Source organism: Corallococcus sp. Z5C101001 (genome assembly GCF_007352635.1).
Lineage (GTDB): Bacteria > Myxococcota > Myxococcia > Myxococcales > Myxococcaceae > Corallococcus > Corallococcus silvisoli.
Genome location: NZ_VKLU01000005.1, coordinates 250710 through 275898, shown reverse-complemented (window position 1 = coordinate 275898; position 25189 = coordinate 250710). Strand labels below are relative to the sequence as shown.

Here is a 25189-nt window from a genome sequence, read left to right as displayed (position 1 = left end):
CTAGGCTTGGCGCCTCATGCTTTCCAATACTCTCCAGTACGGCCTGTCATGCCTTTCAGGTATATCGACGGAATGGACACGAACCGGATGCGACAGGTCGAACTGCGCCATCTGCGCTACTTCGTGGCGGTCGCGGAGGCCGGGAGCATGATGGCCGGCGCCCGCGCGGTCGGGATTGTTCAACCCGCGCTCTCCCGGCAGATCCGCGAGCTCGAGGACGCGGTCGGCACGCCGCTCCTCATCCGCCGCTCGACGGGCGTCGTCCTCACGGCGGCTGGCGCGAGCTTCCTGCGGGACGCGACGCGCCTGCTGACCGAACTTCAGGGCAGCCGAGAACGAGCGCTGCGCAGCGCGGCCGGCCAACTCGGTGAGCTGCGTCTCGGCGTGCTGCCGAACTACTTCCCGTTGCCGATGGTGTCGAACATCCTCAAGGCCTTCCGGAGCACCTGTCCGGACGTCATGCTGTCGATCACGCCAATGCTGTCAGCCGAGCAGGCGGCCGCGATCTCACGCGGCGAGCTCGATGGCGGAATCATGGCGTGGCGACAGGACGAGGCGCCGCATCTGTCAGGCATGCGGCTGCTGCGCGACCGATTCGTGCTCGCGATGTTGTCCACGCCGGGCCGCCGCTTCCGCGCGCCTCGCCAGCTGGCCGAACTCGCGGGCGCGCCGTTCATCTGGTTCGACCCGCTCCGGTCCGCCGCGCATCACCGGTTCTTGTTCGAGCAGTGCCGGCGGGCAGGCTTCACGCCGCGCATCGCGCAGGTCGGCCGCGACATCCCGACGCTTATCGGACTCGTCGCGGCAGGAATGGGCTACGCGTTCGTGCCGGAGAGCATCGCACCCACGTGCCCGCGTACGGTGCGGCTGGTCGCGCTTGACGAGCTCGACGGCCGCTTCGACGTCGAATTCGTGTACGACGGCCGGGCGGGCTCGCCGGTCGTGCAGCAGTTCCTCGCGGCGCTGCGCGCGACCCCTCATGGATGAGCAGGCCGACGCTGGAGGTCGCGGCGTCGCCCATTCTCTCGCGGGTGGGAGGCCCGGGACGGCGCGTCCGCGGGCGCCAGGAGGTTCCGGCCGGGAGCCCAGAACTTCTGGCGCGCTCGCCCGTTGAGTGACGCCATGGCCCTCCACGTCCCGCGTGCCTCGCGCGCGCTCCTATCCCTGGGGTTCACCGCCCTCCTCGTGTTGCTGTCGCCCCGCGTCCTCGCGGCCCGGGCCACCACGCGCTCTCTTGGCGGGGCGGACCGGTATCTGACCCATGTCACCACCGACAAGCCGCTCTACCGGCCGGGAGAGCAGGTCCTGGTGCGAGGCCTCGTCCTGGAGGCCCTGAGCCGCAAGCCGTACGCGGGCTCGCTCCAGGCGCAGTTGGAGGTTCGGGGGCCCAAGGGGGACGTCGTCACCACCAGCGCGGTCTCCACTTCGGACGCCGTCTGGGGATACGCCTGGCCCATCCCCGCCGGTCAGCCCGGCGGCGAGTACACCCTGCGCGTCACCTACCCATGGACGGGCGCGGCCCCCGCGGAACGGAAGTTCGACGTGCGCGCCTACCGGGCCCCACGGCTCAAGTCCCAGATTGAGTTCCTCCGGGATGGCTATGGGCCGGGTGACACCGTCACCGCCACGCTGGACGTGAAGCGCGCGGAGGGCGGCGTGCCCGAGGGCGCGAAGGTGACGGCCACCGCCCTCGTGGATGGTGCGACCGTGGCGCAGGTGCCGTGCACGGTGGACGGGAAGGGACGCTGCACGGTGCGCTTCCCGCTCCCGGCGGCGATGGCGCGCGGCGAGGGCACGCTGGCCTTCACCATCGAGGATGGGGGCGTGGTGGAGTCGGCCGCGAAGACGATCCCCATCCTCCTCCAGACGTTGGACCTGGCCCTGTACCCGGAGGGTGGCGACCTGGTGGCGGGGCTCGCGTCGCGCGTCTACTTCGAGGCGCGCACGCCCGCGCGCAAGCCCGCGGACCTCGTGGGCCGCGTGGTGGAGGTGGACACCGGTCGGGTGGTCGCCCGGGCGCGCTCGGAGCACGAAGGTCGTGGCCGCTTCGAGCTGACCCCCCAGGCCGGCGTGCGGTACGCGCTGATCATCGACGCGCCGTCGGGCATCCGGAGGCGCTTCCCGCTGCCGGAGGTGAAGGCGAGGGGCGCTGTCATCCGCTCGCGCGAGGACGTGGTGCCCGCCGGACGGCTGGTGCAGCTCGCCGTGGGCCTGTCCGGCGTGGGCCGCGCGACGGTGACGCTGAGCCAGCGCGAGGTGCGCGTCGCCTCGGCGGTGATCGGGGACGCGCAGGGCGGGGCGGTGACCCTGGATCCGGGCGAGGCGGACGGTGTGCTCGTCGCCACGGTGTGGGACCACGACGGACGGCCACTCGCGGAGCGGCTGGTGTTCCGCCAGCCCGCGAAGGAAGTGACGGTCGAGCTGAAGGCGGACCGCGAACGCTACGTGCCCGGCGGCCCGGTGCAGCTCACGGCCCGGACGACGCGCGACGGCCGGCCGGTCTCCGCGCTGCTGATGCTCACCGTCACGGATGACGCGGTGCTGGAGCTCCAGGAGAAGCGCGACCAGGCGCCGCAGCTCCCGGTCATGGTGCTGCTGGAGCCCGAGGTGAAGGAGCTGGCCGATGCACAGCTCTACCTCGACGCGAAGAATCCGAAGTCGAAGCTGGCGGTGGACCTGCTCCTGGGGACGCAGGGCTGGCGGCGCTTCGCGCTGACGGATACGCAGGGCTTTCTCGCCCGACAGGGTGACGCGGCGCTGCGCGTGCTCGCGGTGCGCTGGCCGCAGGAGCCCGTCCCCACGTCCCGACCGTCCACCCGCGGGGGCGGACGCGTCGCCGCCTTCAATGGTCCAAGACTCGCGCCCGCGCTGGGGCAGGTCATGGAGGCGCGGAGCGCCAAGGCCGCGGACGAGGATGCCATGGAGGCCGCCATGGGAGAGGGCGCCGCCAGGCCCGTGGCCGATGCGTTCCTCGGCGTGGCCCCGGTCGCCGCGCCCCCTCCGGACGCGGCTCCCGAAGCAGCTGCCGCGGCGCCCCCGGCCCGCATGCTCCAGGAGAAGGAGGAGGCGCCGAGGGAGGAGCTTGCCCGGCGCGCGAAGCGGGACATGCGCTTCGCCGACAAGAGTCACCCCCTCAGGCAGTGGGTCTACCTCCGCGAGTTCGCGCACGCCGTACGACCGAACCGCAAGGCCGGGGACCGGGTGGACTTCGCGGAGACGCTCTACTGGAACGCCGGGGTGCGCACGGATGCCCGCACCGGCGAGGCGCGGGTGTCCTTCGCGATGAGCGATTCGGTCACGACGTTCAAGGCGTTCGCTGGCGCGGTGGGCGGTGACGGCGCGCTCGGCTCGGCGGTGGCACAGCTGGAGTCGGTGCAGCCGTTCTACGCGGAGCCCAAGCTGCCCCTCGAGGTGACGTCGGGCGACGTGGTGCGCCTGCCGGTGGCGCTGGTGAATGGGACGGAGGCGAGGCTGGCCGGGGCCGGGGTGGCGCTTGAGCTGAAGGGGGATGTGAAGGTCGCGGGCGGCCACACGGTGGACCTGGCCGCGCTGGAGCGGGGCCGGCAGCTCTTCTCGCTGGAGATTGGCCATGAGGCGCGGCCGGTCGACGTGAAGCTCACGGCGCGCGCTGGCGAGTACACGGACGTCGTCACCCGCACGTTGTCCATCAAGCCCCGAGGCTTCCCGGGCCGCGTGTCCTTCGGCGGGCTGCTGTCGTCGAAGGGGCCGGCGTCGCACCCGGTGGTGCTCCCGGAGAGCGTGGTGCCCGGCAGCGTGCAAACCTCCATCGCCGTCTACCCCGGTCCGCTGGCCAACATGACCGAGTCGCTGGCCCGTCTCATCCAAGAGCCCTCCGGCTGCTTCGAGCAGACGAGCTCCACGACGTACCCGATGACGATGGCGCAGCAGTACTTCCAGACGCACACCGGCGTGAACCCCGAGCTGGTGGCGAGCGCGCGAGAGAAGCTGGAGCGGGGCTACCAGCGGCTGATGGGCTACGAGACGTCCGAGAAGGGCTTTGAGTGGTTCGGGCAGAACCCGGGCCATGAGGCGCTGACCGCGTTCGGCCTGCTGCACTTCACGGACATGCGACAGGTGCGCGAAGTGGACACCGCGATGCTGGAGCGCACGCGCGAGTGGCTCCTTCAGCAGCGGGACGGGCAGGGCGGCTTCAACCGCAAGCGCCGCGCGCTGCACGTGTGGGTGGAGGACGCGGACACGTCGAACGCGTACATCCTCTGGACGCTGCTGGAGAGCGCGAGCCAGCCGGCCGCGCAGGCGAAGGAGCTGTCGCGCGAGGTCGCCTCGCTGAAGGCCGCCGCGGCGAAGAGCACCAACAACTACGTGGTGGCGCTGGCGGCCAACGCGCTGGCGCTCGCCGGTGACACGGCCGAGGCCCGGGCGCTGATGGGCCGGCTCGCTTCCTCGCAGGGGACCGACGGCGCGGTGGGCGGCGCGACGCAATCCATCGTGGGCAGCGAGGGGGCGACGCTGAAGATCGAGACCACCGCGCTGGCGACCCTGGCGTGGATGCGCGAGCCCTCCTACGTGGGGAACGTGGAGCGCGCGATGAAGTTCCTCGCGGAGTCCAGCGAGGGGGGCCGCTACGGGGCGACGCAGAGCACGGTGCTCGCGCTGCGCGCCATCATCGCCTACGACAAGGCGCGCGCGCTGAAGCTCACCCCCGGGACGGTGAGCGTCTATGTGGATGGCCGCCGGGTGGGCGAGCCGGTGCGCTTCGACGGCTCCGCTCAGGAAGCCATCAAGCTGCCTGACGTGAGCGCGCTGCTCGGACCGGGCTCGCGCCGCGTGGAGCTGCGGATGGAGGACGGCGCGGAGCTGCCGTACTCGGTGGAAGTCACATACAGCGCGCTCGTGCCGGACAGCTCGAAGGAGACGCGCGTGGCGCTGGAGGTGTCGCTGGCGAAGACGGACCTCACCGAGGGCGAGCCCACCGAGGCGCGGGTGGTGGTCGCCAACCGCACAGGCCAACGGCTGCCCACGGCGGTGGCCATCTTCGGCGTGCCGGGCGGGCTGGAGGTGCGGCATGACCAGCTCAAGGAGCTGGTGAAGCGGCAGGTGGTGGATGCGTACGAGGTGCTGGGGCGCGACGTCGTCCTGTACTGGCGCGGCATGGAGCCCCGTCAGCGCATCGACGTGCCGCTGTCCCTGGTGGCCGCGGTGCCCGGCACCTACACGGGCCCGGCCAGCCGGGCGTACTTGTATTACGCGGATGAACATAAAACGTGGAGCGAGGGCGTGAAGGTGTCCATTGCTCCGAAGCCGTAGCAGGGGGCGTCTCCGGACGCCTCAGGCGAAAGGGCGGCCCGCCGAGCGGGGAGCTGGCGAGGCCGTGCCTCGGACTCCCTGCTTGTGCTAGGCCGAGCGGGCCGCAAGGCGACTTCCCAACCCTCCAGCCCGGAAGACCACCATGGCAGGCAGTAGCCTGATTGCGCTCATCGATGACATCGCGACCCTCCTGGATGACGTCGCTGTCCTGACGAAGGTGGCGGCGAAGAAGACGGCGGGTGTGCTCGGAGACGACCTGGCGCTCAACGCGCAGCAGGTGACGGGCGTGAACGCGGACCGCGAGCTGCCGGTGGTGTGGGCCGTGGCGAAGGGCTCGCTGGTCAACAAGGCCATCCTGGTGCCGGCGGCGCTGGCCATCAGCGCGCTGGCGCCCTGGCTGGTGACGCCGCTGCTGATGGTGGGCGGCGCCTTCCTCTGCTTCGAGGGCTTCGAGAAGCTCGCGCACTCGTTCCTGCACGGCAAGGAGAAGAGCGGCGAGCAGCGCGCCGAGCTGCGCGAGGCGAGGGTGGATCCGAACGTGGACCTGGTGGCCCTGGAGAAGGAGAAGATCCAGGGGGCGGTGCGCACCGACTTCATCCTCTCCGCGGAGATCATCGCCATCTCGCTGGGCACCGTGGCGACCGCGGCCTTCGCCACCCGCGTCTCGGTCCTGGTGGGGGTCGCCATCATCATGACCCTGGGCGTGTATGGGCTGGTGGCGGGCATCGTGAAGCTGGATGACGCGGGGCTGTATCTCACCCGCCAGCCTGGGGGCCTCCAGCGCAGCCTGGGCGCGGGCATCCTCCGCGCGGCGCCGTGGCTGATGAAGTTCCTCTCCGTGGCGGGTACGGCCGCCATGTTCCTGGTGGGCGGCGGCATCCTCGTGCACGGCGTCTCCGGCCTGCACCACGCGGAGACGTCCTTGACCGCGTGGGCCGCGGCCGTGCCGGGGGTGGGCAGCATCCTGGGCGGGCTCGCTCCCATGCTGCTCAATGCCTCGGTGGGACTGGGAGCCGGGGCCGTGCTGGTGCTGCTCCTCACCCTGGGCAAGAAGGTGGTGAAGGGACGCGGCGCGAAGGCGCACGAATAGGACGCCACCGTTGGAACCGCCGGTGCCACGCGCCGCCGCACCGGCGGTCAGCGGACGATGCTGACCGCGAACGGCGCGAACCCCTGTCGGCGAATCACGTGAGGCACCACCAGGATCATCGCCTCGGTGGCTCGTGCCGTCTCGATGCCGCCCAGGTCCAGGATCCACTCCGGGCGCCAGCCCAGCTCGCCCAGAAGCGCGGCGACCTGCCCCTTCGCGCCATCGTCATCGCCGCTCATGAACGCCGTGGGGGGCGTCGAGAGCGCGCCCGGGGCGGTCATCACGCTGAACAGCATGGTGTTCAGTGACTTGACCACCCGTGTCTCCGGGAGCGCTTCCTGAAGCTTCTCCCCGAGGCTCGTGCCCGGATGCGCAAGTCCCCCCGGAAGCCCATTGGGCAGTCGCACCGTCGCGTTGGACACGTCCAGGAGCACCTTGCCCTGAAGCTGCTCGCGCAGCCCCGTCAGGGTCCCGAGCGCCGTGTCGCCGGGCGTGGCGTGGATGACGAGCGGCGACGCGCTGGCCGCCACTTCGACCGGGGCGTGGCGCACCGCCGGTCCCTCCCACGCGGCGGCTGTCTTCGCGGGGGCGAGCGTGCCAACGGTGAGCTCGTGCTTCTTGCCAGCCAGCGCACGCGCCAGCGCGCCGCCGACGCGACCTGCTCCAAGAATGCTGATCTTCATGATGGGGCTCCTTGTTCCTTTCCAGTCGAGACGGGCCAACACTCAGGCGAGAGCGCGCAGGACCTCGACGGCTTCGCGATGAATCCCCGGCGCACACGCGAGGAAGTCCTCGCTCGCGAGCGTCCAAGGCTTGCCGCGCGTGTCCGTCACGACGCCGCCGGCTTCGGCGACGAGCAGGGCTCCCGCCACGAGGCCCGAGCGCACGTCGCTGTGCTGCCAGAAGCCGTCGATGTGCCCCGCCGCCACCAGCCCTAGCTGGAAGGTGGCCGGCACGGTCATCCGCACCACGAGCGCCGCGTTCAGCATGGCCGTCACCGACTGGCCGATACGGCGGTGGGTCTCGCCCGTCTCCCCGGGCTTCGCCTGTCCGGTCGTGACAATGGCGGCCTTGAGTTCGGTCTTGGCTGACGGCCGCATCGGCACGCCGTTCACGTAGGCGACTCCGGCACCTCGCACCGCGGTGTAGAGGCGGCCCGCGACCGGCTCGTGGACCGCGGTGAGGACCGGGACGTTGTCCCGCACGAGCGTCGCGCTGATGCCCCACTCGGTCAGGCCATGGACGTGGTTGACGTTGCCCTCCACGGGGTCCACGACCCAGAACTCCCCACTGGGGAGCGCGCCCCCTTCCAGCTCGTCCTCCACCCAGCCCGCGTCCGGGCGAGCCGCCTCCAGGAGCTCGCGGCCCACCGCGAGTGACGCCCTGTCGTTCTCGAGGATGGCCTTCACCACGCCATCCCGGTCGGGGGGCGTCCGAGTGAGCGGCTCGAACCGTTCGAGCATCCGCGCGCCCGCCGCGCGCACGGCGGAGACAGCCGCCGCGAGCAGCGCGCCGTCACTCCGGCTCACTCGAGCTTCCGCGGCGAGGCGGCTGGCAGGGTCGGACCTGGTTCCAAGGGTGGTCATCGTCATGCTCCGTTCGGAGAGCCCCGGAGGGCGTTGCGAGTGGATGCATTGACGATGCGTTCGCGCGGAATTAACCACCAGTTACATGTGCTCACTCGACGAGTTACCTCCATGCAACTGGACCTGAACCTGCTCCTGGCCTTGGACGCGCTGCTCGAAGAGGGCAGCGTCGGCGGCGCGGCCCGGCGGATGCACGTCACGTCGCCTGCCATGAGCCGCACGCTGGGCCGCATCCGAGACCTCACGGGCGACGCGATCTTCGTGCGGACGGGGCGCGACATGACGCCGACGCCTTACGCGCTGGCGGTACGCGACGAGGTGCATGCCATCGTGCTGCGCACCCAGGCGGTGCTCGCCCAGCGCGACGCGCTGGACCTGTCGCGGCTCGAGCGTGTGTTCACCCTCCAGTGTCACGACGCCATCGCCACGGCCATCGGCGCGCGGCTTCTCGCGCGCATGCGCCAGGCGGCGCCGCGAGTCACCTTGCGGCTGCTGGCGGAGGCACCCACCGACACGAGCGACCTGCGGCAGGGGAACGTGGACCTCGAGCTCGGCGCGACCACGCCGTCACACCGGGACATCGCCCATCAGGTCCTGGGCCAGGATCGACTCGTCGTGGCCCTGCACGCGCGACATGCCCTGGCGGGGCGGAAGCTCACCGCGCGCGCCTATGCCGACGCGGAGCACGTCATCGTGTCCCGGCGCGGGCGCCTCCGCGACCCCGTGGACGACGTCCTCGCCGCACAGGGGCTCTCGCGGCGGGTCGCCGCCTCTGCTCCTACGAGCGCCGCGGCGCTTCGCTTCGCCAGCGAGACCGACCTGCTCGTGGCGGTGCCTGAGCGGATGTGCTCCGACATGCTCAAGGCGCTTCGGCTCAAGTCCCTGCCGATGCCCGTGAGCGTCCCCGCGCTACGCATCGTGGCCGCATGGCACCGGCGACATGAGCCCGACCGTGCGCACGGCTGGCTTCGCCAGCAGGTGCAAGCCGTGCTGGCGGAGTTCACGACCGCCGGGCCCCTCTGACCCGCCGGTCCTGACGAAGCCGCTCCCCGGGCAGGGCGCAGCACTGCCCGGAGGGCGACCGCTTCCGAGATCTCCTCGCGCCTACTTGCCGCGCTGGGGCTTCTTCACGATGACGGCCTTCGCGGGGACGGCCTTCACGGGGGCGGCCTTGGCCGGGGTGGCCTTCGCGGGGGCGGCCTTCGCGATGGCGGGGTTGCGCCGGGCAGCCAGCTCCGGAATCAACAACAGCTCGATGCGACGGTTGCGAGCGCGACCCTGCGGCGAGGCATTGGCCGTCAGGGGCCGCGTGTCGCCGTAGCCCGCCGCGAGCATGCGCTTCGCCGGCACACCTCCCTTGTCCTGGAGGAAGCGCACCACGTTGACCGCGCGCGCGACGGACAGCTCCCAGTTGGTGGGGAAGGTGGCCTGGAGCTTCTGCGAGGGCGGTGAGTCGTCGGTGTGTCCCGACACCTGGATGAGCTTGTCATCCACCTTGGACAGCACGCCGCCCAGCCGGGTGAGGACCTCCTGGCCGCGCGCGCTGATGCTGGCGTCGCCTGAATCGAAGAGGACCTTGTCGACGAGGTCCACCTGGATGCGGCCCCCGTTCTGCGTCAGGCGGATGGCACCCTCGGCGATCTCCTTCTTCATCTTGTCCTGCAGGTCCTCGTAGGTGGCCTTGAGCCGGGTCAGCTCCGCTTCCTGCTCCTGCACCGTCTGGTTGAGCTGATCCTTCTCGGTGTTGAGCTGCTCCTTCTCGGCGGTCAGCTTCGTGCGCTCCAGCTCCAGCGCGGACAGCTTCGACTCGAGCGACCGCTTCGCGGCCTCGGCCTCGTTGGCCCGGGTGGTCGCCGCCGCGGCGGCGGCGTCCGCGATGTTCGAGCTGCGATGCGACAGATACAGCACCATGCCCGCCAGCACCGTGACCAGCGCCGTCACCAACCAGGGCACCCAGGCTCTTCCGCGTTCCGTCTCCATGTCGCGACCTCCGGGGTGGAATGGACCGAGGCCACGCTACGGACATCCCCCGGGTGCGCCTCAAGGCGACCCGGGTGCGTGCAGGTGTCTGGGGGTGCAATGTTCCAGCGAGGGCAGCCGGTGTTCGCGCACGCCACGGTCGCGTGCGACGCCCGAGGTTCGCCGGGAGTGCGCGAGAAGAGGAGGCAGGCGTCCAACACCGCCGGGACTTGGCGCTGGACGGGACGCGCCGCCCTCGGCAGCCTTGGGGCTCGGCTCCCTTCCTCCACTGGAGCCCCGAGGAGTCCTACGTATGAAGCTCAAGGCGTTCTGCATCGCCGTGTCGCTGCTGGCCGTTCCGGGTGTGGCCGCCGCGCAAAGCCCCTTCGATTCCATCAAGAAGGCCGCGGGCGACGCCAGCAAGTCCACCGTCGAGAAGCGCGTCAACACGAAGCTGACGGATGAGGGCCGCAAGAACCAGTGCAGCTTCAAGACGGGCACCGCGGAGCTGGCCCCCGGCTGCGACGCGAAGCTCAAGAAGCTCACCAACGTCCTCATCGACGCCAAGAAGCAGCTCGTCGCCGCCGGGGTGAGTGGCTACAAGTTCGAGGTCTCCGGTCACACCGACTCGACGGGCGACGCCGCGAAGAACAAGTCGCTCAGCGAGCAGCGCGCGGAGGCCATCGTCAAGGAGCTGGTCGCTCGGGGCATCCCCCGTGGAGAGATCACCGCCGTGGGCTTCGGCTCCGAGCGCCCCCTGGTGAAGCCGGACAACACCGAGGCGAAGAAGGCGAAGAACCGCCGCTACGAGCTCCAGGTCCGGCTGTAGGCCCACTCAGGATGGGCGGCGTGGGTCGCGCCGCCCATCCGTGGCTGAAGCGTGTCGGCCCTTATTCGACCGTCACGTCCACTTCCGAGATCAGCCCGGAAGGATCGAAGGTGACAGACCAGCGCCGGGTCTGATCCTTGCCATACACGGCACGGTAGGTCCGCGCCCGGTGGTCCGCGGAGTCACTCAGCAGGACGAGGCGGCTCAGCGCGGGCATTCCACTGACCTCCAGCGGCATCCACTGATTCAGGCCGGCGAGGTCCTCCTTCGCGGGGGAGGAGAAGTCGCTGGCGGCGGCGCTCCCCTGGGCCAGGGACACCAACACCCTCTTCACCCTCTCGGTCCGCGCCGGCTCGGAGTCGGTGACGCCAGGGTCGTTCAAGAAGGAGGGGGGCGGCAGGTAGAGGCGGGCCACGCCATGCGCCAGCGTCGTGGACAGGTTCCGCTGGTTCGTCAGCACGACCACGGCCAGCTTGTCGTCTGGGTAGTAGACCGTGTCCGACAGCGCCGGACCCCCACTGTGCGCGACCTCGGTTCGGCCCTGAAAGCGTCCCACGGCCCAGGCGATGCCGAATTTCCCGTGAGTGCCGTCGTTGAGCGTGGCGGGCGTGAACATGGCGGTGCGCAGCTCCGCGTTCAGCAGCTTGCCGGTCATCAGCGCGCTCATGAACCTGGACATGTCCGTGATGCTGGAGAACAGGCCGCCCGCCGCGAGCGTGTAATAGGGGTACACGAACCAGTATTGCTGCTGGTGGTCGCCCTTCCACTGGTAGGTCGCGACCCGGCCGGGCATGACGTCACTGGTCAAGACGATGTGCTCCGCGTCATTGGCGGCGGAGTCGAACCCGGTGTTGGACATGCCGAGGGGCGCGGTGATGCGCTCGCGGAGGAGCTGCCGGTACGGAACGCCGCTGGCCTTCTCCAGGATGTGGATCAGGAGGGTGAAGTCCTCGGAGCCGTAGGCGGCCTTTTCACCCGGCGCGGAGACGAGCGGGCGTTGCTTCTCCGCTTCGACCGCCGCGGCGACATCCGAGATGTCCGCGTTCGGAGGCCCCGGCTTCATGCCAGACGTGTGACTGGCCAGCTGGCGGACGGTGATCCGGCTCCAGGCCGGTGGGATGTCCGTGATGTATTGGGAGATCGGATCGTCGAGGCGGAGCCTTCCCTGGCCCACGAGGTCCATCAGGAGCACCGCGGTGAACATCTTGGTGCCTGAGGCAAGCTGGAACGACGAACGGGGCGTCGCGGGGGCGTTCCATTCCAGGTTCGCCGTCCCGTAGACCTGCTGCTTGATCACCTTGCCGTCGCGAACGACCGCGACCGCCGCGGCGGGGATGTGATTGCGCGCCATCTCCGCCCGCACGTACGCGTCCACCGGGTCCGGTGCGGCAAGCGCCAGGGACCCACATACCAGCGCCAGGAGGAAGAGGCATCGTCGGAAGGGCATGGTCATCTCTTGCTGTTTGGGGGGCTCAGGAGGGATTCCGCGAACGCGAAGAGCTTTTCGTCATCAGGACGCAGGCTGCTCAGGATCACGACCGTGCGACCGTCCCCGAGGCCTCGCCAGGAGAGGGTGCGATAGGCGCCGCACGTCCCATCATTCGATGCGAGGTCCTGTGCATCCTTTCCCTCCGTGCCGATGCGCCGGACCCGTCCACCCAGGGCGTAGGACGACTCGGGCCGCTCGATGGTGAACAGGGCCTTCTTGGACGCGGGGGACAGCAGCTGCCCTGCGAGAACCCCATGGTTCAGGCGCAGCATGTCGTCGGCGGTGCTGTAGAAGCCTCCGCCCGCGACGAGGTAGTTCGGCAGCGTGTAGACGCGCCGCTCCACCTTCGGCTCCAGTGACCGGTAGCCCAGGGCCAGGTTTGGAATCGTTCCGGCTTCACCCGCGGCGATGCCGCTGTCAGCCATGCGCAGTGGCTTGAAGACGAGCCGCTGGGCGAGCCGCGCATAGGACTGTCCGGAGACGCGCTCCAGGACCGCCTGCACGAGAATCCAGTTCGAGAGGTTGTAATCAAAGCGCTCTCCAGGGGCGGACACGAGGTCTCCGCTCGCGTAGAGCGCCACGGCTTCAGCCTGGGGACGCGTTTCCTTCTCGATGCCCGGATCCTTCTTGTACGCGTCCATGAGGCCATTGGGCAGGCCGCTGCCGTGGCTCATCAGATGGCGCAGGGTGAGCTGCTTCCCCGTGTCCGCGCGGTACTCCGGAAGGTAGGTGAGGAGCGGCGTGTCGAGCGCCAGCGTTCCTTCATCCACCAGCCGCAGCGCGATGATGGAGGTGAGCCACTTGCTCACCGAGCCCATGAAGAATCGGCTGTTCCGGGTGATGGGTTGCTTCGCGGCGGCGTCTCCGACGCCAAACGCCTCCACGTACTCCGCGCGCGAGCCCTGCCCCACCAGGACGACGCCGTTGAAGTGGGTGTCCGCGACGAACCGCCGGACCCGTTTCCCGATCCCCTCGTCAGCCCGCGCTGGAAGCGCGACGCCGAGGCTGACCCACAGCCCCAGGCAGGCGAGTTTGAAGTGGCTCACGGACATGAGGCTCCTCTGCGCGGTGGGTCCAGTCCCAGGGCGCTCAGCGCCCAAGGTACGCGGGAGGCGCTCCCGGATTGCATGGACGCCAATGCCTCACGAAGCGTAGGGGGGCGCCATCCCCACCCTCAGGGTTGCGCGGCGCAGGGAGATCAGGCGCGACCGGCCGTGTTGCCTCACCAGGGCGGCGCCGTTGACGTGTGGGTCCGTGGCGAACAGCTGACCCCGGGTTCTGAGCCCCACCGCGTCCACCCGGGGTGGAAACGCGACGCGGCGCACGAGCCGCGGCGCGAGGCAAGCCAACCTCCCGTGATTTCTGGCCATTCGGCTCATCGACGCGGCGGCGCACGGCCATCGTGAGCCAGCGCTGATGACTTTCAGACACTTCCCATGTGGCATTGCGTCAGAGTCGTTGAGTACACTCAGCCTTGAAATTTCCGGGAAAAGAGGACTCTGTGGGGAAGGCTGACAACACGCTGCGTGGAGTGAACGGGGGCCCCCGCAGTCCGATTGCCATCGTCGGAATGTCAGGGCGCTTTCCGGGGGCGCGAGACCTGGAGTCCTTCTGGAACAACCTGTGTCAGGGCGTGGATTCGGTGACTGGGATTCCCCAGGACCGCTGGACGCTGGATGCCCTGACTGACAGCCCTTCCGTGCTTCGGGGTGGGTTTGTCGACGGGGTCGAGGCTTTCGACCCGGCCTTCTTCGGACTGTCCGCTCGGGACGCGGCGCGGATGGATCCCCAGCAGCGCCTGGTGTTGGAGCACTGCTGGCTGGCCCTGGAATCAGCCGCCTTGCCCGCCTTGGGGGAGGGGCGCAGGGCGGGTGTGTTCATGGGACTCCGGCCGTCGGACTACGGGGACGGCATCCAGGACGAGGGCTCCCAACGCCTGACGGGAAGCGATGCCTCTCTGCTCCTGTCCCGGGTGTCCCGGCTGCTGGGCATCCAGGGGCCGGGCCTGGTGGTGGACGCGGCGTGTGCGTCGTCACTGGTGGCCATCCATCTGGCCTGCCAGCAGTTGTGGGCAGGCTCCCTGGAGTGGGCGCTGGCGGGCGGGGCCTTCGTCATGGCCACCGCGCGAATGCACCGCGCGGCGGAGGGGATCATCCCCGCCGAGGGCGTGGGCGTGGTGGTCCTCAAGCCCCTGGAGCGGGCCCTCGCGGACGGGGACCGCATCCTCGGCGTCATCCGAGGCAGTGACAGCGTCCAGAGCGGGCGGCTTCCGGGCGCGCCTGCTTCCGACGACGCGCGCCGCCGCGCAGACCTCATCCGCGCGGTCCACCTGCAAGCCGGCATCGAACCCGAGACGCTCTCCTACGTGGAGGCGCACGGCAGCGGCGCCCGCCGCGAGGATGAAGTGGAGCTCACGGCCCTCGCGCGGGTCTTCCAGGAGCGCACGCCGCGCACGGGCTTCTGCGCCATCGGTTCGGCCGAGGGCAACGTGGGCCATGCCGGCCCGGCCGCGGGCATGGCGGGGCTCCTCAAGATCCTCCTCGCCTTCGAGCACCAGCAGCTCCCGCCGTCACTCCACTCACTCGCGGAGGGGCATCCCGACCGGTTCGCGCGGACGCCCTTCCGGGTCGACACGAAGCCCTGCCCCTGGGTGGGGCTGGAAGGGACGCCGCGACGGGCCGCCATCAGCGCCTTCAGTCCGAGCGGCACGGACTGCTACGTCGTGTTGGAGGAGGCACCGCCTGCCCTGCCTCGCGCGGCCGCGCCAGAGCGCCCCTCGTACCTGTTCGTCCTGTCCGCGCGGAGCGATGCGGCGCTGGCGCGGATCGCCTCGGAGCTCCTCGCGTCCCTGGGACGCTCGTTGGCGGACGGCGAAGCGCCTCATCCGGGAGATGTCGCCTTCACCCTGGCGCGCGGTCGCGGAGCGCTGGAGCGGCGCGCGGCCTTCGTGGCCTCGGACCTCCAGGAGTTGATCGCCCTCCTGACGCAGTACCGGGACACTCCCGCCGCACGGCAGGAGGCGAGCCCCGTCGGTCCGGGCAGGCTCTCGGCTTCCTCCAGGGGCCTGCTGAGCGAAATGAACGGACGGCTGCTCCGCGACCTCGACCTGGGCACGCCGGGCTCCGTCTGGCGAGACACGCTCAAGGCCTCGGCCGAACTGTATGTGCTTGGCGTGGACCTGGCGCGGTCCGCCCTGTTCCCGGAAGGGGTCTACCGGTGCGTCCCGTTGCCTCCCTATCCGTTCGACCGCGAGCGCTGCTGGATCCAGGCCCCTGTCGTCCGGGGATCTCTGCCGGCCGTGTCTGCTCCGGAACCGGTGTCCATCGCACCGGAGCTCCCCGAGGAGCTGCCCCAGGTGACGTTGCTCCCCGAGAACGCGCTCCTGCTCGAGAAGGGGTGGCGTGCCGTGGAAGGGCAGGGGGCTCCGGAGGCGCTGTCGTTGGAGGGCACCCTGGTCGTGCTGGTCAACGAGGAGACCCTTGCGCTGACACGAGAGGTGTTCGCGTCCCTTCGAAACACCCGGATGTTCCTCATCGCGAACTGCGGGAGTCCGGCTCCCGGTGTGGATGCGCTGCTCGACTTCGACCGCCACGAGGCCGGTGTCCGACTGGGGGAGGAGATCAACGCCCGCCGCGGGCCGCTCGCGGGAATCATCGATCTCTCCGACCTTCGGACCGCGCCTCGGGAGGATGCCGGGGACGCGCCTGGGAAGATGGAGACGTTCGGCCGGATCGGCTTGCTGCAGACGCTCTTGAAGCGCAGCCGGACGGAGTCCTTCGCGCTGCTGCACTTCACCCGCGGCCTGCGCACTTTCATGGGCAGCGGCCCGTTGGATCTCGGCGGGGGGGTGATGGCGGCGCTGGTGGGCAAGCTCGGGGCGGAGTTCCCGAACCTGCATGCCCGCACCGTGGACCTGGAGCGCGTTCCGGCTGACGTCAGCGCATGGGAGTCGTTGCTCCGTCAGGAGCATGGTGAGCGGGACTCCGGTGGCGAGGTCCTGCACCGCAAGGGCCGCCGCTACGTCCCCCAGCTGCACACCCTGCTCGGCACGCCCGGTCCCGCGCCGCGCATGGCCGCCGACAAGGTGTATGTCATCACGGGCGGGGTGCGTGGCATTGGCCTGGAGGTCGCCCAGCACCTGGTGGCTCATGGCGCGCGTCGGCTGGTCCTCATGGGCTTGCAGCCCTTGCCTCCTCAGGAGCAATGGGACGCGCTCCTGGCGGATCCGGGCTGCGCTCCGGCGCTGCGGGAGCGCCTCACCCCCTTGTGGGCCCTGAAGGCCCGGGGCGTCCGTCTTCGGGTCCACTGCGGTGCGCTGACGGACTCCGCCGCGCTGGTGTCGCTCTTCAACGAGGTCCGCGCGTCCCTGGGCCCCATCGCGGGCTGCATCCACTCCGCCGGAGCGGTCTTCTTCACGCCGCCCGCGTTCACCAGCAAGCCCCTGGGGCAGTGGCTCAAGGTGCTCGAGCCCAAGGTCGAGGGGCTGCTCACGCTGGAGCATGCGCTCGCCGCGGATGCGCTCGAGTTCTTCGTCGTGTTCTCCTCGGTCTCGTCCCTGGTGCCGTCGTTGGCGGTCGGCATCCTGGATTACTCGGCCGCCAACGCGTTCATGAACCTGTGGGTCGAACACCGGCGCGCCAAGGGCCATGTCTCCCATCAGTCCATCGTCTGGCCCAACTGGAAGGACGTGGGCATGGGAGAGGTGAAGAGCCCGGCCTATCAATCCCTGGGCCTGATGGCGCACTCCACCTCGGACGGCCTGTCGCTGCTGGATGCGACGATGGCCTCCTCGCGAGCCGTGCTCCTGCCCGCGGTGGTCGAGCCGAGCCTCTTCGCGCCCGACGCCCTGCTGCGAACGCCGCACCGTCCGCAACCCGCCCGCGACGTGGCGCGCACGAGTCCGCCGGTCGAAGCGCTTTCCCCGGTTGAACCCTCTTCGCCCGTCGCACCTCCCGCGCCGGTGGCGCCTGCTCCCTGCTTCTCCACGGACGCGGAGCTCCGAGCCTTCACCGTGCGGTGGCTGCGTCAGTTGTTCGCGCGGGAGCTCCAGCTTCCGCAGGAGCGGATCAACCCCGAAGCGGACTTCGAGCAGCTGGGGCTCGACTCGATCCTCGTCATTGAAGTGGTGACGCATCTGGATGAGTGGCTGGGGGTGAAGCTGGATCCGTCGCTCCCCTTGTTGCACCGGACGCTGACGACGCTCGCGGGTCAGCTCGTGGACGCGTACCCCGAGGCCGTGCTGGCGGCCCATGAGAAGGCCATGCCTCCCGTGGCTCGCCCCCTGGAGGTCCGGACCCTCGCCCGGACTCCAGAGCCGCCGGCGCCTCCGCCCCCCTCGCCCATCTCCCCGGTGACTGAGACCCCGACCGCTCCCGGGGCCCTGGAGCCCATCGCCGTGATTGGCATGGCCTGTCACTTCCCAGGGTCGCCCGACCTGGATGCGTATTGGCGCGTGCTGCGCGAAGGGCGTGACCTCATCACCGAGGTGCCTGCCTCACGCTGGAGGATCGCGGACTTCCACGCTCCCACGCATCAGCCCGGGCGGAGCATCAGCCGGTGGGGCGGTTTCATCGAGGGCATCGAACTCTTTGATCCGGACTACTTCCACATCTCCCGGGAGGATGCCCCCTGCATCGATCCCCTGATGCGCCAGTTCCTGGAGGCCAGCGTCCAATGCCTCCGCCACGCGGGCTATGCGCCGCGTGAGGTGTCGGGCCGGCGCGTGGGTGTGTTCGTCGGCTCGCGGATGAGTGGCTATGCCGAGCGCATGCCGGCCCCCACTCGCAATGGTGTCATCGGCTCGGGACAGAATTTCATCGCCGCGCACGTGTCCCACTTCCTCGACTTGAAGGGACCGGGCCTGGTGGTGGACACCGCGTGCTCTTCGTCGCTCGTCGCCATCCACCTGGCGTGCCAGAGCCTGCGCTCCGGAGAGTCGGAGCTGGCGATGGCCGGCGGGGTGGACATCCTGCTCGACGAGGCTGTCTACCTGACGCTCAGCGAGAGCCGCGCGCTGTCGCGGGATGGCCGGTGCAAGACCTTCGACGAGCGCGCGGATGGCTTCGTGCCCGGGGAGGGCGCGGGAGCGGTCCTGCTCAAGCCGCTGAGCAGGGCCCTGGCGGACGGAGACCGCATCTACGGCGTCATCGACGCGACCGCCGTCAACAACGACGGGCACACCATGGGCGTGACGACCCCCAACCCCGCGGGACAGCGCGCCGTCATCGAGGAGGCGCTGCGCTTGGGCGGCGTCGACCCCCGGACGCTCGGCTACGTGGAGGCGCACGGCACCGGGACCATGCTCGGCGACCCCATCGAGCTGAAGGCGCTCACCGAGGTGCTCACCCCGGCGGGCGTCGCTCCGGGCTCGTGCGCGGTGGGGACCGTGAAGAGCAACTTCGGACACCTGCTGAGCGCGGCGGGGGTCGCGGGCTTCATCAAGGTGGTGCTCTCCTTGATGCACCGCGAGCTGCCCCCCACGCTGCACTGCGCGACGCCCAACCCGCGCTTCCACTTCGAGTCCTCGCCGCTCTTTCCCAACACCACGCTGCGGCCCTGGGAGCCGCGCTTCGGGGTGCGCCGCGCGGGGCTCAGCGCGTTTGGCTTTGGCGGGACCAACGCGCATGCGCTCGTGAGCGAGGCGCCCGCGGGGCAGCAGCCCCTGCGCGCGCCCCTGTCTCCCGTGGACTTCACGCGCCAGCGCTACTGGCTGGAGGCTCCGTCCGGCCGCGCGCCCTCAACCCTTGCTTCGCACGCGGAACCTCCCTCGCGGCGGAAGCTCGTCGCGCTGGAGTTCGGCGCGACGGGCTGACGCCATGGGAGGCGGATGGGGAGCCTCAGCTCCAGACCAGGGGGAACGTGGACAGACCCCGGAAGCTGAGGTTCATGTTCCAGTCCTCGGCGTCGTGCTTGGGGCGGATGTTCGGGATGCGCCGCATGAGCGTTTCGAAGCCGACGGGGATCTCCGCGCGCGCGAGGAAGGCGCCCGGGCAGACGTGGATGCCCGTGCCGAAACCCAGGTGCGGATTCTTCTCACGCGTGAGGTCCAGCGAGTCCGGCTGGTCGAAGTAGGCGGGGTCGCGGTTGGCCGCGGCCACCATGGGCATGATGCCCTGGCCCTTCTTGATCTGCTTGCCACCCAGCTCGAAGTCACACGCCGCGATGCGGGTGGGCGCCTGGGCAGGGGAGGTGAAGCGGTAGAGCTCCTCGCCCGCGGCCCGGTTGATCTGCGGGTTCTGCCTCAGCCGCTCCAGCTGCTCGGGGTGCTTGAAGAGCGCGAGCAGGCCCGTGCTGATGACGTTCTGCGTGGTGGTGTGGCCGCCGGCGAGCAGCAGCACCATCTGGGCCACCACCTCCTCCAGCGTGAGCTTGTTGTCCTCGCGCCACGCCTTGACGAGGTAGGAGATGAAGTCCTCGCGCGGGCGCTCCAGGCGGTCGTTGATGGCGCGCGTGATGTATTCAGTCATCTTCAACAGCGCGTCCTGCCCCTTCAACATCACCTCCAGGCTGTCGATGCGGCCCGTCGCCCGCGCGAGGTCCACGCTCCAGGACTTGAACGTGGGCAGGTCGTCGCGGTTCATGCCCAGGATCTCCACCGAGAAGAGCATCGCGGGCAGCGCGTAGGCATAGTCATTGACGAAGTCCATCTCCCCCTTGTCGTAGACCTGGTCAATCAACCAGTTCGCGGTCTGCTGGGCCCGCTGGTGGATGTCCTTGACGTTGTCGGGGCGGAAGGCCTGGTTGATGAGGCCGCGCAGCCGCTTGTGCTCGGGGTTGTCCTTCATCACGGCCCACATGGAGAAGTGGGTGATGATGGGCCGCAGGTGTTTCATGAACTCATCGTTCACGACGAAGGTCTCGCTGCTCTGGCTGGAGAAGCGCGTCGTGTCCTTCAGGGCTACCTGGACATCTTCATACCGGGTGAGCAGCCAGTGTCGCGTCTCCTCGCTCCAATACACAGGCTCCTGCTCACGCAGCTGCTTGTAGAAAGGGTAGGGATTGACGTTGAACTCCGGGCTCAGGATGTTGACATGCAGCTTCGCGTCTTGGCTCATGGGATGGTTTCCTCTGGAGAGCGGCGGGCACAGAGCGTGGACAAGGCCCTGAATGGGCTCACGGCCGTGAACATGATAACCCAGGAGAAGCGGCAGACCGAGCATCGGACGTACGGAAACGGGAGTGACACATGACGACGTTCGTGTTTCCTGGACAGGGTTCTCAGAAGCGGGGAATGGGTGGGGATCTGCTCGCGAGACACCCGGGGTTGGCGGCCCAGGCGGACGCCCTCTTGGGGTATCGGCTGGCGGAGGTCTGCCAGGACGCGCGTCTGGATGAGACGCGGTATACCCAGCCCGCGCTGTTCGTCCTGAATGCGCTCGCATGGCTGGAGCAGCGGGCGCGCCATGGACGCGATCCCGAGTATGCCATGGGGCACAGCCTGGGGGAGTACAACGCGCTGTTCGCCGCGGGTGCCTTCGACTTCGCGACCGGCGTCCTCCTGGTCCGCAAGCGCGGGGAGGTGATGGCCCAGGCGAGCGGAGGTGGCATGGCCGCGGTGGTGGGCCTGTCCGGGGAGCGCATCCTCGAAGTGCTGGAGCGGCTGGGGGTGCGCACCCTGGACCTGGCCAATGACAACACGCCCACCCAGCAGGTGATGTCCGGACCGCGCGAGGACCTGGAGCGGGTGGCGCCCGAGCTGCGCGCGGTGGGCGCCAACGTCGTCCTGCTCAAGGTGAGCGCCGCGTTCCATTCCCGGTACATGCGGCCCGCGCGCGACGCCTTCGCGGCCTTCCTGCGGGAGTTCTCCTTCGCGCCGCTGCGCTTCCCGGTCATCTCCAACGTGGAGGCCCGGCCCTACGAGGACGCGCGGGTGCCGGAGCTGCTGGCCCGGCAGATCGACTCGCCGGTGCGGTGGACGCAGAGCGTGCGCTCCCTCCTCGCCCAGGGGGAGCAGGAGTTCGTGGAGGTAGGGCACGGCCGGGTGCTCACGGGGCTCATCGGGCAGATTCGTCAGGCGACCCCCGCGGGCATGACCGCGAGCGTGCCCGTCGTGGCGCCTCCTCCCAGGTTGGAGGCGCCCTCCCCGGTCCGCGCGCCCACGCCCGCGCGCGAGCCGGGGGTGCGCGCCGGGACGCTGGGCAGCAAGGCCTTCCGTGAGGCCTATGGCGTGCGCCTCTCCTACGTGGCGGGCTCCATGTACAAGGGCATCTCCTCCCGGGAACTGGTGGTGCGCATGGGACGCGCGGGGTTGCTGGGGTTCTTCGGGACCGGCGGGGTTCCGCTCGAGCGCATCGAGGAGGAGCTCCTGGCCATCCAGGCCGCGCTGCGTCCGGGCGAGGCCTACGGCATGAACCTGTTGCACAGCCCTGAACGCCCCGAACGCGAGGCGCGGCTGGTCGACCTCTTCCTTCGCCGGGGTGTCCGCAACGTCGAGGCGTCGGCGTTCCTGCAATTGACCCCGGCCCTCGTGCGCTTCCGCATGACGGGCGTGCGGCGGCGCGAGGACGGTCAGATCGAGGCGCCGAACCGGCTCATCGCCAAGGTGTCCCGGCCGGAGGTCGCGGAGGCCTTCATGTCGCCGCCTCCCCAGGCCCTGCTCGATGGGCTCGTCCGCGCCGGACAGCTCACCCCGGAGGAGGCCCGGCTCGCGCTCGAGCTGCCCATGGCCGGGGACGTCTGCGTGGAGTCCGACTCCGGAGGTCACACGGACCAGGGCGTCGCCAGTGCCCTGTTCCCGGCGATGAGCTTGCTGCGCGACCGGATGATGGCCCTGCACCGCTACCCGGCCCGCATCCGCCTGGGGGCGGCGGGGGGCATCGGAACCCCCCACGCGGCGGCGGCGGCGTTCCTGATGGGCGCGGACTTCATCGTGACGGGGTCCATCAACCAGTGCACCGTGGAGGCCGGGACCAGCGAGCCCGTGAAGGATCTGCTGGAGACGCTGGACGTGCAGGACGTGACGTGCGCTCCCGCGGGCGACATGTTCGAGCTGGGGGCGAAGATCCAGGTGGTGCGCAAGGGGCTCCTCTTTCCGGCGCGCGCCAACCGCCTCTACGCGCTCTACCAACAACATCCCTCCCTGGAGGCCCTGGACGCGGAGACCCGGAAGCAGCTCCAGGAGAAGGTCTTCCGTCGCGGCTTCGAGGAGGTCTGGGAGGAGACGCGGCAGCACTACCTGCGCGCCGACCCCGCGGAGCTGGAGCGCGCCGAGCGCAACCCCCGGAAGAAGATGGCCCTCGTGTTCCGCTGGTACTTCGTCCACACCTCGCGCCTGGCCTTGCGCGGGAGCCGCGAGCAGCGCACCGACTACCAGGTCCACTGCGGGCCCGCGATGGGCGCGTTCAACCAGTGGGTCCGTGGGACACCCCTGGCCTCGTGGCGCGACCGGCACGTGGATGCCATTGGCGACAAGCTCATGGAGGCGACGGCGGGCTGGCTGGAGGAGCGCTTCCAGGTGATGCGCGGGGGGACCTGAGCCGCGTCCCCCCGCCGTGGGCCCTCAGTGCAGGAGGGCGTTGAAATAGGTGTCCAGGCTCCCTGACGCATCCAGGGGGAAGCGCGCGGCGATGTAGGCGTCGGGGCGGATCAACACGCAGCCCGCGCCTTTCGCGCCCAGGGCCCGGTGGGCCTTCCCATCCACGTCCCGCCAGGTCGTGCCCAGCCCTCCACCGTCGAAGCCGGGCGCGACCTGCCCGTGAAACACGAAGTGGGACGTGAGCCACTCGCCGTGTTTCGCGCGGGCGTGCTCGGCCATGGCCCGCATCCGCGCCGGGTCGGGCGTCTCACCGCCCAGGATGAGGAGCGTGTGGTGGGTCGCCCGGAGGACCTCGTAGAGCGGGGTGGACCTCTCCGCGTGCAAGACACAGTGCGGCGCGCGATCTCCGGGCTGGGCCCGGCCTGGGGCGAACGCGGCACGGGCGGCGCGGGTGCCGGAGGCGTCGAGCGCTGGCTGCACCACCGGGCTGTGGCGGTAATGCAGGTCGAGCTGCGAGGTCCCCAGGACGTTCTTCAGGTTCAACGCGGGGATGTTGAGCAGGTGCAACTGCTTGCGCGCCAGGAAGCGCAGCAGGGGATTGGTGCCAAAGACGAGCGTGGTGAGCCGGTCGTTCTGGGCGAACATCGTCACGGCGGCGGCGTGGCGCTCCGCGTGGTAGCTGTCGAGCAGGGCGGTGCTCGCCTTGCCCCGGACCGCGAGGCGGAGCTTCCACGCCAGGTTGACCGCATCCAGCACCCCCGTGTTGAGTCCCTGCGCGGCGATGGGGGTGTTCACGTGGGCCGCGTCCCCCGCCACGAAGACCCGCCCCACCCGGTAGTGGGAAACGAGCCGCTGGCTGGGATGGTAGTGGGTGAGCCACAGCGGCTCCTCCAGCCGCCAGTGTCCCAGGCCCAGCGGCGTCATGATCTCGCGGAACTCCTCCAGCGTAGGCACCTGCCCCGCAAGCGGTGACCCGGGGGGACGCGCGGCGATGAGCCGGTAGTAGTCGTTGCCCAGGTTCAGCACCACGAAGGGGAACCGGTCCAGGATGAAGCCGTGGCGCTCGTCGCGGGCGAGCGACATGTTGGGGATGCGCACGTCGGTCATGATCCAGTTGTCGTCATGCCGCGCGCCGCTGAACGCCAGGTCGAGCACCGCGCGGACCCGGCTGTGGCCACCATCGCAGCCCACCAGGTACGGCACCGTGACCTCCTCCGGCGCGCTCCCGGTCCGCGCGAGCCGCGCCGTCACTCCCGCGGCGTCCTGATGGAAGCCCTCCAGCGCGGTGGAGCGCTCCACGGTGATGCCCCGGTCTGCCAGCACCTGGACCAGCGCCCGCTCCGTCTGGCCCTGGTGCAGGTGCAGGTAGAAGGCGAAGGCGCTCTCCAGCCGGTCGTAGCGCAGCACCGTGACGCGCTTACGCCCGACGTGCATGTTCATGACGCGGTTGACCACCCCGTCCTTCATGAGCCGGTCCGCGACGCCCAGCGTCTGGAAGATCTCCAGGGTCCGGGGCTGGAGCGTCACGGCCTTGGACTCGCCGGAGAACGAGGGCTCCTTGTCGATGATGCGCACCCGGACGCCCTGCTGGTCGAGCGCGAGCGCGAGGCACAGCCCCACCGGGCCAGCCCCCACGATCAACACCTCCGCGGCGCTCATGGCGTCAGCACCGGGGTCCGCGGCTTCGGCACGCCGGCCAGGAAGGAGACGCGCGCGCCCATGAACCCCGTCAGTTGCCGCAAATCCCAGTCATAGCCCTCGTGCCCGTCGACCTGCTGGATGAGCGCTTGCCACTCCTGGAGGTGGTAGGCGCGCAGGTGCGAGACCACGCCGTCGAAGAGGAAGCACAACGCGCCCACGGGGGCCACGAAGCCCAGCAGCACGCGGCGCAGGCTCAAGGGGCGGATGCCTCCCAGGCTCAACCAGGCGCTGATGAACGGCGTCGCGGCGCTGAAGCGCAGCACGGACAGCAGGTCGCGCTGGACGGGCTCCAGGAACACGATGGGCTGCTGCTTGGCCACCGCGTCCGCCAGGATTCCCCGCACCGCGCCGGGCTGGAAGTGGTGCACGGCGTTGACGATGAGGCGCAGGCCCGACAGGTGTTCGGGAACGTCCAGCACGTCCACCGACGCCTGGACGTGGCTCACCTGGCCCGCGCTCTCACGCTCGATTTCGGCGAACCGCTCCAGCGACGGGTACTTGTCCGACAGCTGGATGCGGACGTCCTCGCGGCCCAGGTGCCGGGACAGGGCCAGCATCAGCCCGCCGTCCCCCGCGCACATCGCCTGGATGGACGTGAGGCCCTTCTGCTCCATCAGCCGGGCGAGGGCGTCGAAGCCATTGTCATACATCCGCAGCCGTACGGACATGTGGTGCAGGAACTCCATGATCGTCTTGCGCAGGGGCGAAGGCAGCCATGGCAGGTCGTTGAATTCGAAGAGGTGGGCGCGTCGCATGGAGAGCCGTCCGAGGA

At 69.9% G+C, this 25189-nt stretch carries 15 protein-coding genes; 7 read left to right on the top strand and 8 right to left on the bottom strand.

Annotation, left to right across the window (positions count from 1 at the left end):
• The first annotated feature begins 72 nt into the window (after positions 1-72).
• The 3 genes from FOF48_RS11530 (at position 73) to FOF48_RS11520 (ending at position 6379) form a co-directional block, all read left to right on the top strand.
• Positions 73-987, top strand: coding sequence for a LysR family transcriptional regulator (locus FOF48_RS11530; RefSeq protein WP_235685513.1), 915 nt, complete (start codon positions 73-75; stop codon positions 985-987).
• Between the two features lie 135 nt (positions 988-1122).
• Positions 1123-5289: an MG2 domain-containing protein gene (locus FOF48_RS11525; protein WP_143900855.1), complete on the top strand. Its 4167-nt coding sequence runs from the start codon at positions 1123-1125 to the stop codon at positions 5287-5289.
• 142 nt (positions 5290-5431) lie between these two features.
• The gene (locus tag FOF48_RS11520; RefSeq protein WP_143900854.1) at positions 5432-6379 is read left to right on the top strand and encodes a DUF808 domain-containing protein; all 948 of its coding nucleotides are present in this window, start codon (positions 5432-5434) and stop codon (positions 6377-6379) included.
• Positions 6380-6426: 47 nt separating this feature from the next.
• On the opposite strand, the gene FOF48_RS11515 is transcribed toward FOF48_RS11520, so the two are convergent.
• Both FOF48_RS11515 and FOF48_RS11510 read right to left on the bottom strand, forming a co-directional pair.
• Positions 6427-7104: an NADPH-dependent F420 reductase gene (locus FOF48_RS11515; RefSeq protein ID WP_255442076.1), complete on the bottom strand. Its 678-nt coding sequence runs from the start codon at positions 7102-7104 to the stop codon at positions 6427-6429.
• Entirely contained in the window at positions 7105-7908 is an 804-nt protein-coding gene (locus tag FOF48_RS11510) for an inositol monophosphatase family protein (protein ID WP_255442074.1), read from the bottom strand.
• 168 nt (positions 7909-8076) lie between these two features.
• Here FOF48_RS11510 and FOF48_RS11505 point away from each other — a divergent pair, with 168 nt between their 5' ends.
• Positions 8077-8988, top strand: coding sequence for a LysR family transcriptional regulator (locus FOF48_RS11505; RefSeq protein ID WP_143900851.1), 912 nt, complete (start codon positions 8077-8079; stop codon positions 8986-8988).
• An 81-nt stretch (positions 8989-9069) separates the two neighbouring features.
• On the opposite strand, the gene FOF48_RS11500 is transcribed toward FOF48_RS11505, so the two are convergent.
• Entirely contained in the window at positions 9070-9945 is an 876-nt protein-coding gene (locus FOF48_RS11500) for a flagellar motor protein MotB (protein WP_143900850.1), read from the bottom strand.
• 292 nt (positions 9946-10237) lie between these two features.
• Here FOF48_RS11500 and FOF48_RS11495 point away from each other — a divergent pair, with 292 nt between their 5' ends.
• Positions 10238-10753, top strand: a complete 516-nt coding sequence (locus FOF48_RS11495; protein WP_143900849.1) for an OmpA family protein — start codon at positions 10238-10240, stop codon at positions 10751-10753.
• A 61-nt stretch (positions 10754-10814) separates the two neighbouring features.
• Here the strand turns inward: FOF48_RS11495 and FOF48_RS11490 are convergent, their stop codons facing one another.
• Together FOF48_RS11490 and FOF48_RS11485 are read right to left on the bottom strand one after the other, a co-directional pair.
• On the bottom strand, positions 10815-12200 hold the full coding sequence (locus FOF48_RS11490; RefSeq protein ID WP_186001872.1) for a serine hydrolase: 1386 nt from the start codon (positions 12198-12200) through the stop codon (positions 10815-10817).
• Positions 12201-12202: 2 nt separating this feature from the next.
• Positions 12203-13288, bottom strand: a complete 1086-nt coding sequence (locus FOF48_RS11485; RefSeq protein ID WP_186001871.1) for a serine hydrolase — start codon at positions 13286-13288, stop codon at positions 12203-12205.
• Positions 13289-13743: 455 nt separating this feature from the next.
• On the opposite strand from FOF48_RS11485, the gene FOF48_RS11480 reads away from it, so the two are divergent.
• Positions 13744-19053: a beta-ketoacyl synthase N-terminal-like domain-containing protein gene (locus tag FOF48_RS11480; RefSeq protein WP_370456567.1), complete on the top strand. Its 5310-nt coding sequence runs from the start codon at positions 13744-13746 to the stop codon at positions 19051-19053.
• A gap of 25 nt (positions 19054-19078) precedes the next feature.
• Here FOF48_RS11480 and FOF48_RS11475 read toward each other — a convergent pair whose 3' ends face one another.
• Positions 19079-20296 (bottom strand): cytochrome P450, encoded by a 1218-nt coding sequence (locus tag FOF48_RS11475; protein WP_161664603.1) that lies wholly within the window; start codon positions 20294-20296, stop codon positions 19079-19081.
• Positions 20297-20427: 131 nt separating this feature from the next.
• Between FOF48_RS11475 and fabD the strand changes: the two genes are divergently transcribed.
• Positions 20428-22716: an ACP S-malonyltransferase gene (fabD, locus tag FOF48_RS37020; RefSeq protein ID WP_143900844.1), complete on the top strand. Its 2289-nt coding sequence runs from the start codon at positions 20428-20430 to the stop codon at positions 22714-22716.
• 24 nt (positions 22717-22740) lie between these two features.
• Here the strand turns inward: fabD and FOF48_RS11465 are convergent, their stop codons facing one another.
• Positions 22741-24375 (bottom strand): FAD-dependent monooxygenase, encoded by a 1635-nt coding sequence (locus FOF48_RS11465; protein WP_143900843.1) that lies wholly within the window; start codon positions 24373-24375, stop codon positions 22741-22743.
• The gene (locus FOF48_RS11460; RefSeq protein WP_143900842.1) at positions 24372-25172 is read right to left on the bottom strand and encodes a hypothetical protein; all 801 of its coding nucleotides are present in this window, start codon (positions 25170-25172) and stop codon (positions 24372-24374) included. Before FOF48_RS11460 ends, FOF48_RS11465 begins: the two co-directional genes overlap by 4 nt.
• Positions 25173-25189: the final 17 nt, after the last annotated feature.

Excerpts from the sequence above, each read along its gene's own strand:
- FOF48_RS11500 (WP_143900850.1), bottom strand. The coding sequence starts at position 9,945 with ATGGAGACGGAACGCGGAAGAGCCTGGGTGCCCTGGTTGGTGACGGCG.
- FOF48_RS11525 (WP_143900855.1), top strand. The coding sequence starts at position 1,123 with ATGGCCCTCCACGTCCCGCGTGCCTCGCGCGCGCTCCTATCCCTGGGG.
- FOF48_RS11490 (WP_186001872.1), bottom strand. The coding sequence starts at position 12,200 with ATGCCCTTCCGACGATGCCTCTTCCTCCTGGCGCTGGTATGTGGGTCC.
- FOF48_RS11505 (WP_143900851.1), top strand. The coding sequence starts at position 8,077 with ATGCAACTGGACCTGAACCTGCTCCTGGCCTTGGACGCGCTGCTCGAA.
- FOF48_RS11495 (WP_143900849.1), top strand. The coding sequence starts at position 10,238 with ATGAAGCTCAAGGCGTTCTGCATCGCCGTGTCGCTGCTGGCCGTTCCG.
- FOF48_RS11475 (WP_161664603.1), bottom strand. The coding sequence starts at position 20,296 with ATGAGCCAAGACGCGAAGCTGCATGTCAACATCCTGAGCCCGGAGTTC.
- fabD (WP_143900844.1), top strand. The coding sequence starts at position 20,428 with ATGACGACGTTCGTGTTTCCTGGACAGGGTTCTCAGAAGCGGGGAATG.
- FOF48_RS11520 (WP_143900854.1), top strand. The coding sequence starts at position 5,432 with ATGGCAGGCAGTAGCCTGATTGCGCTCATCGATGACATCGCGACCCTC.
- FOF48_RS11465 (WP_143900843.1), bottom strand. The coding sequence starts at position 24,375 with ATGAGCGCCGCGGAGGTGTTGATCGTGGGGGCTGGCCCGGTGGGGCTG.
- FOF48_RS11530 (WP_235685513.1), top strand. The coding sequence starts at position 73 with ATGGACACGAACCGGATGCGACAGGTCGAACTGCGCCATCTGCGCTAC.
- FOF48_RS11460 (WP_143900842.1), bottom strand. The coding sequence starts at position 25,172 with ATGCGACGCGCCCACCTCTTCGAATTCAACGACCTGCCATGGCTGCCT.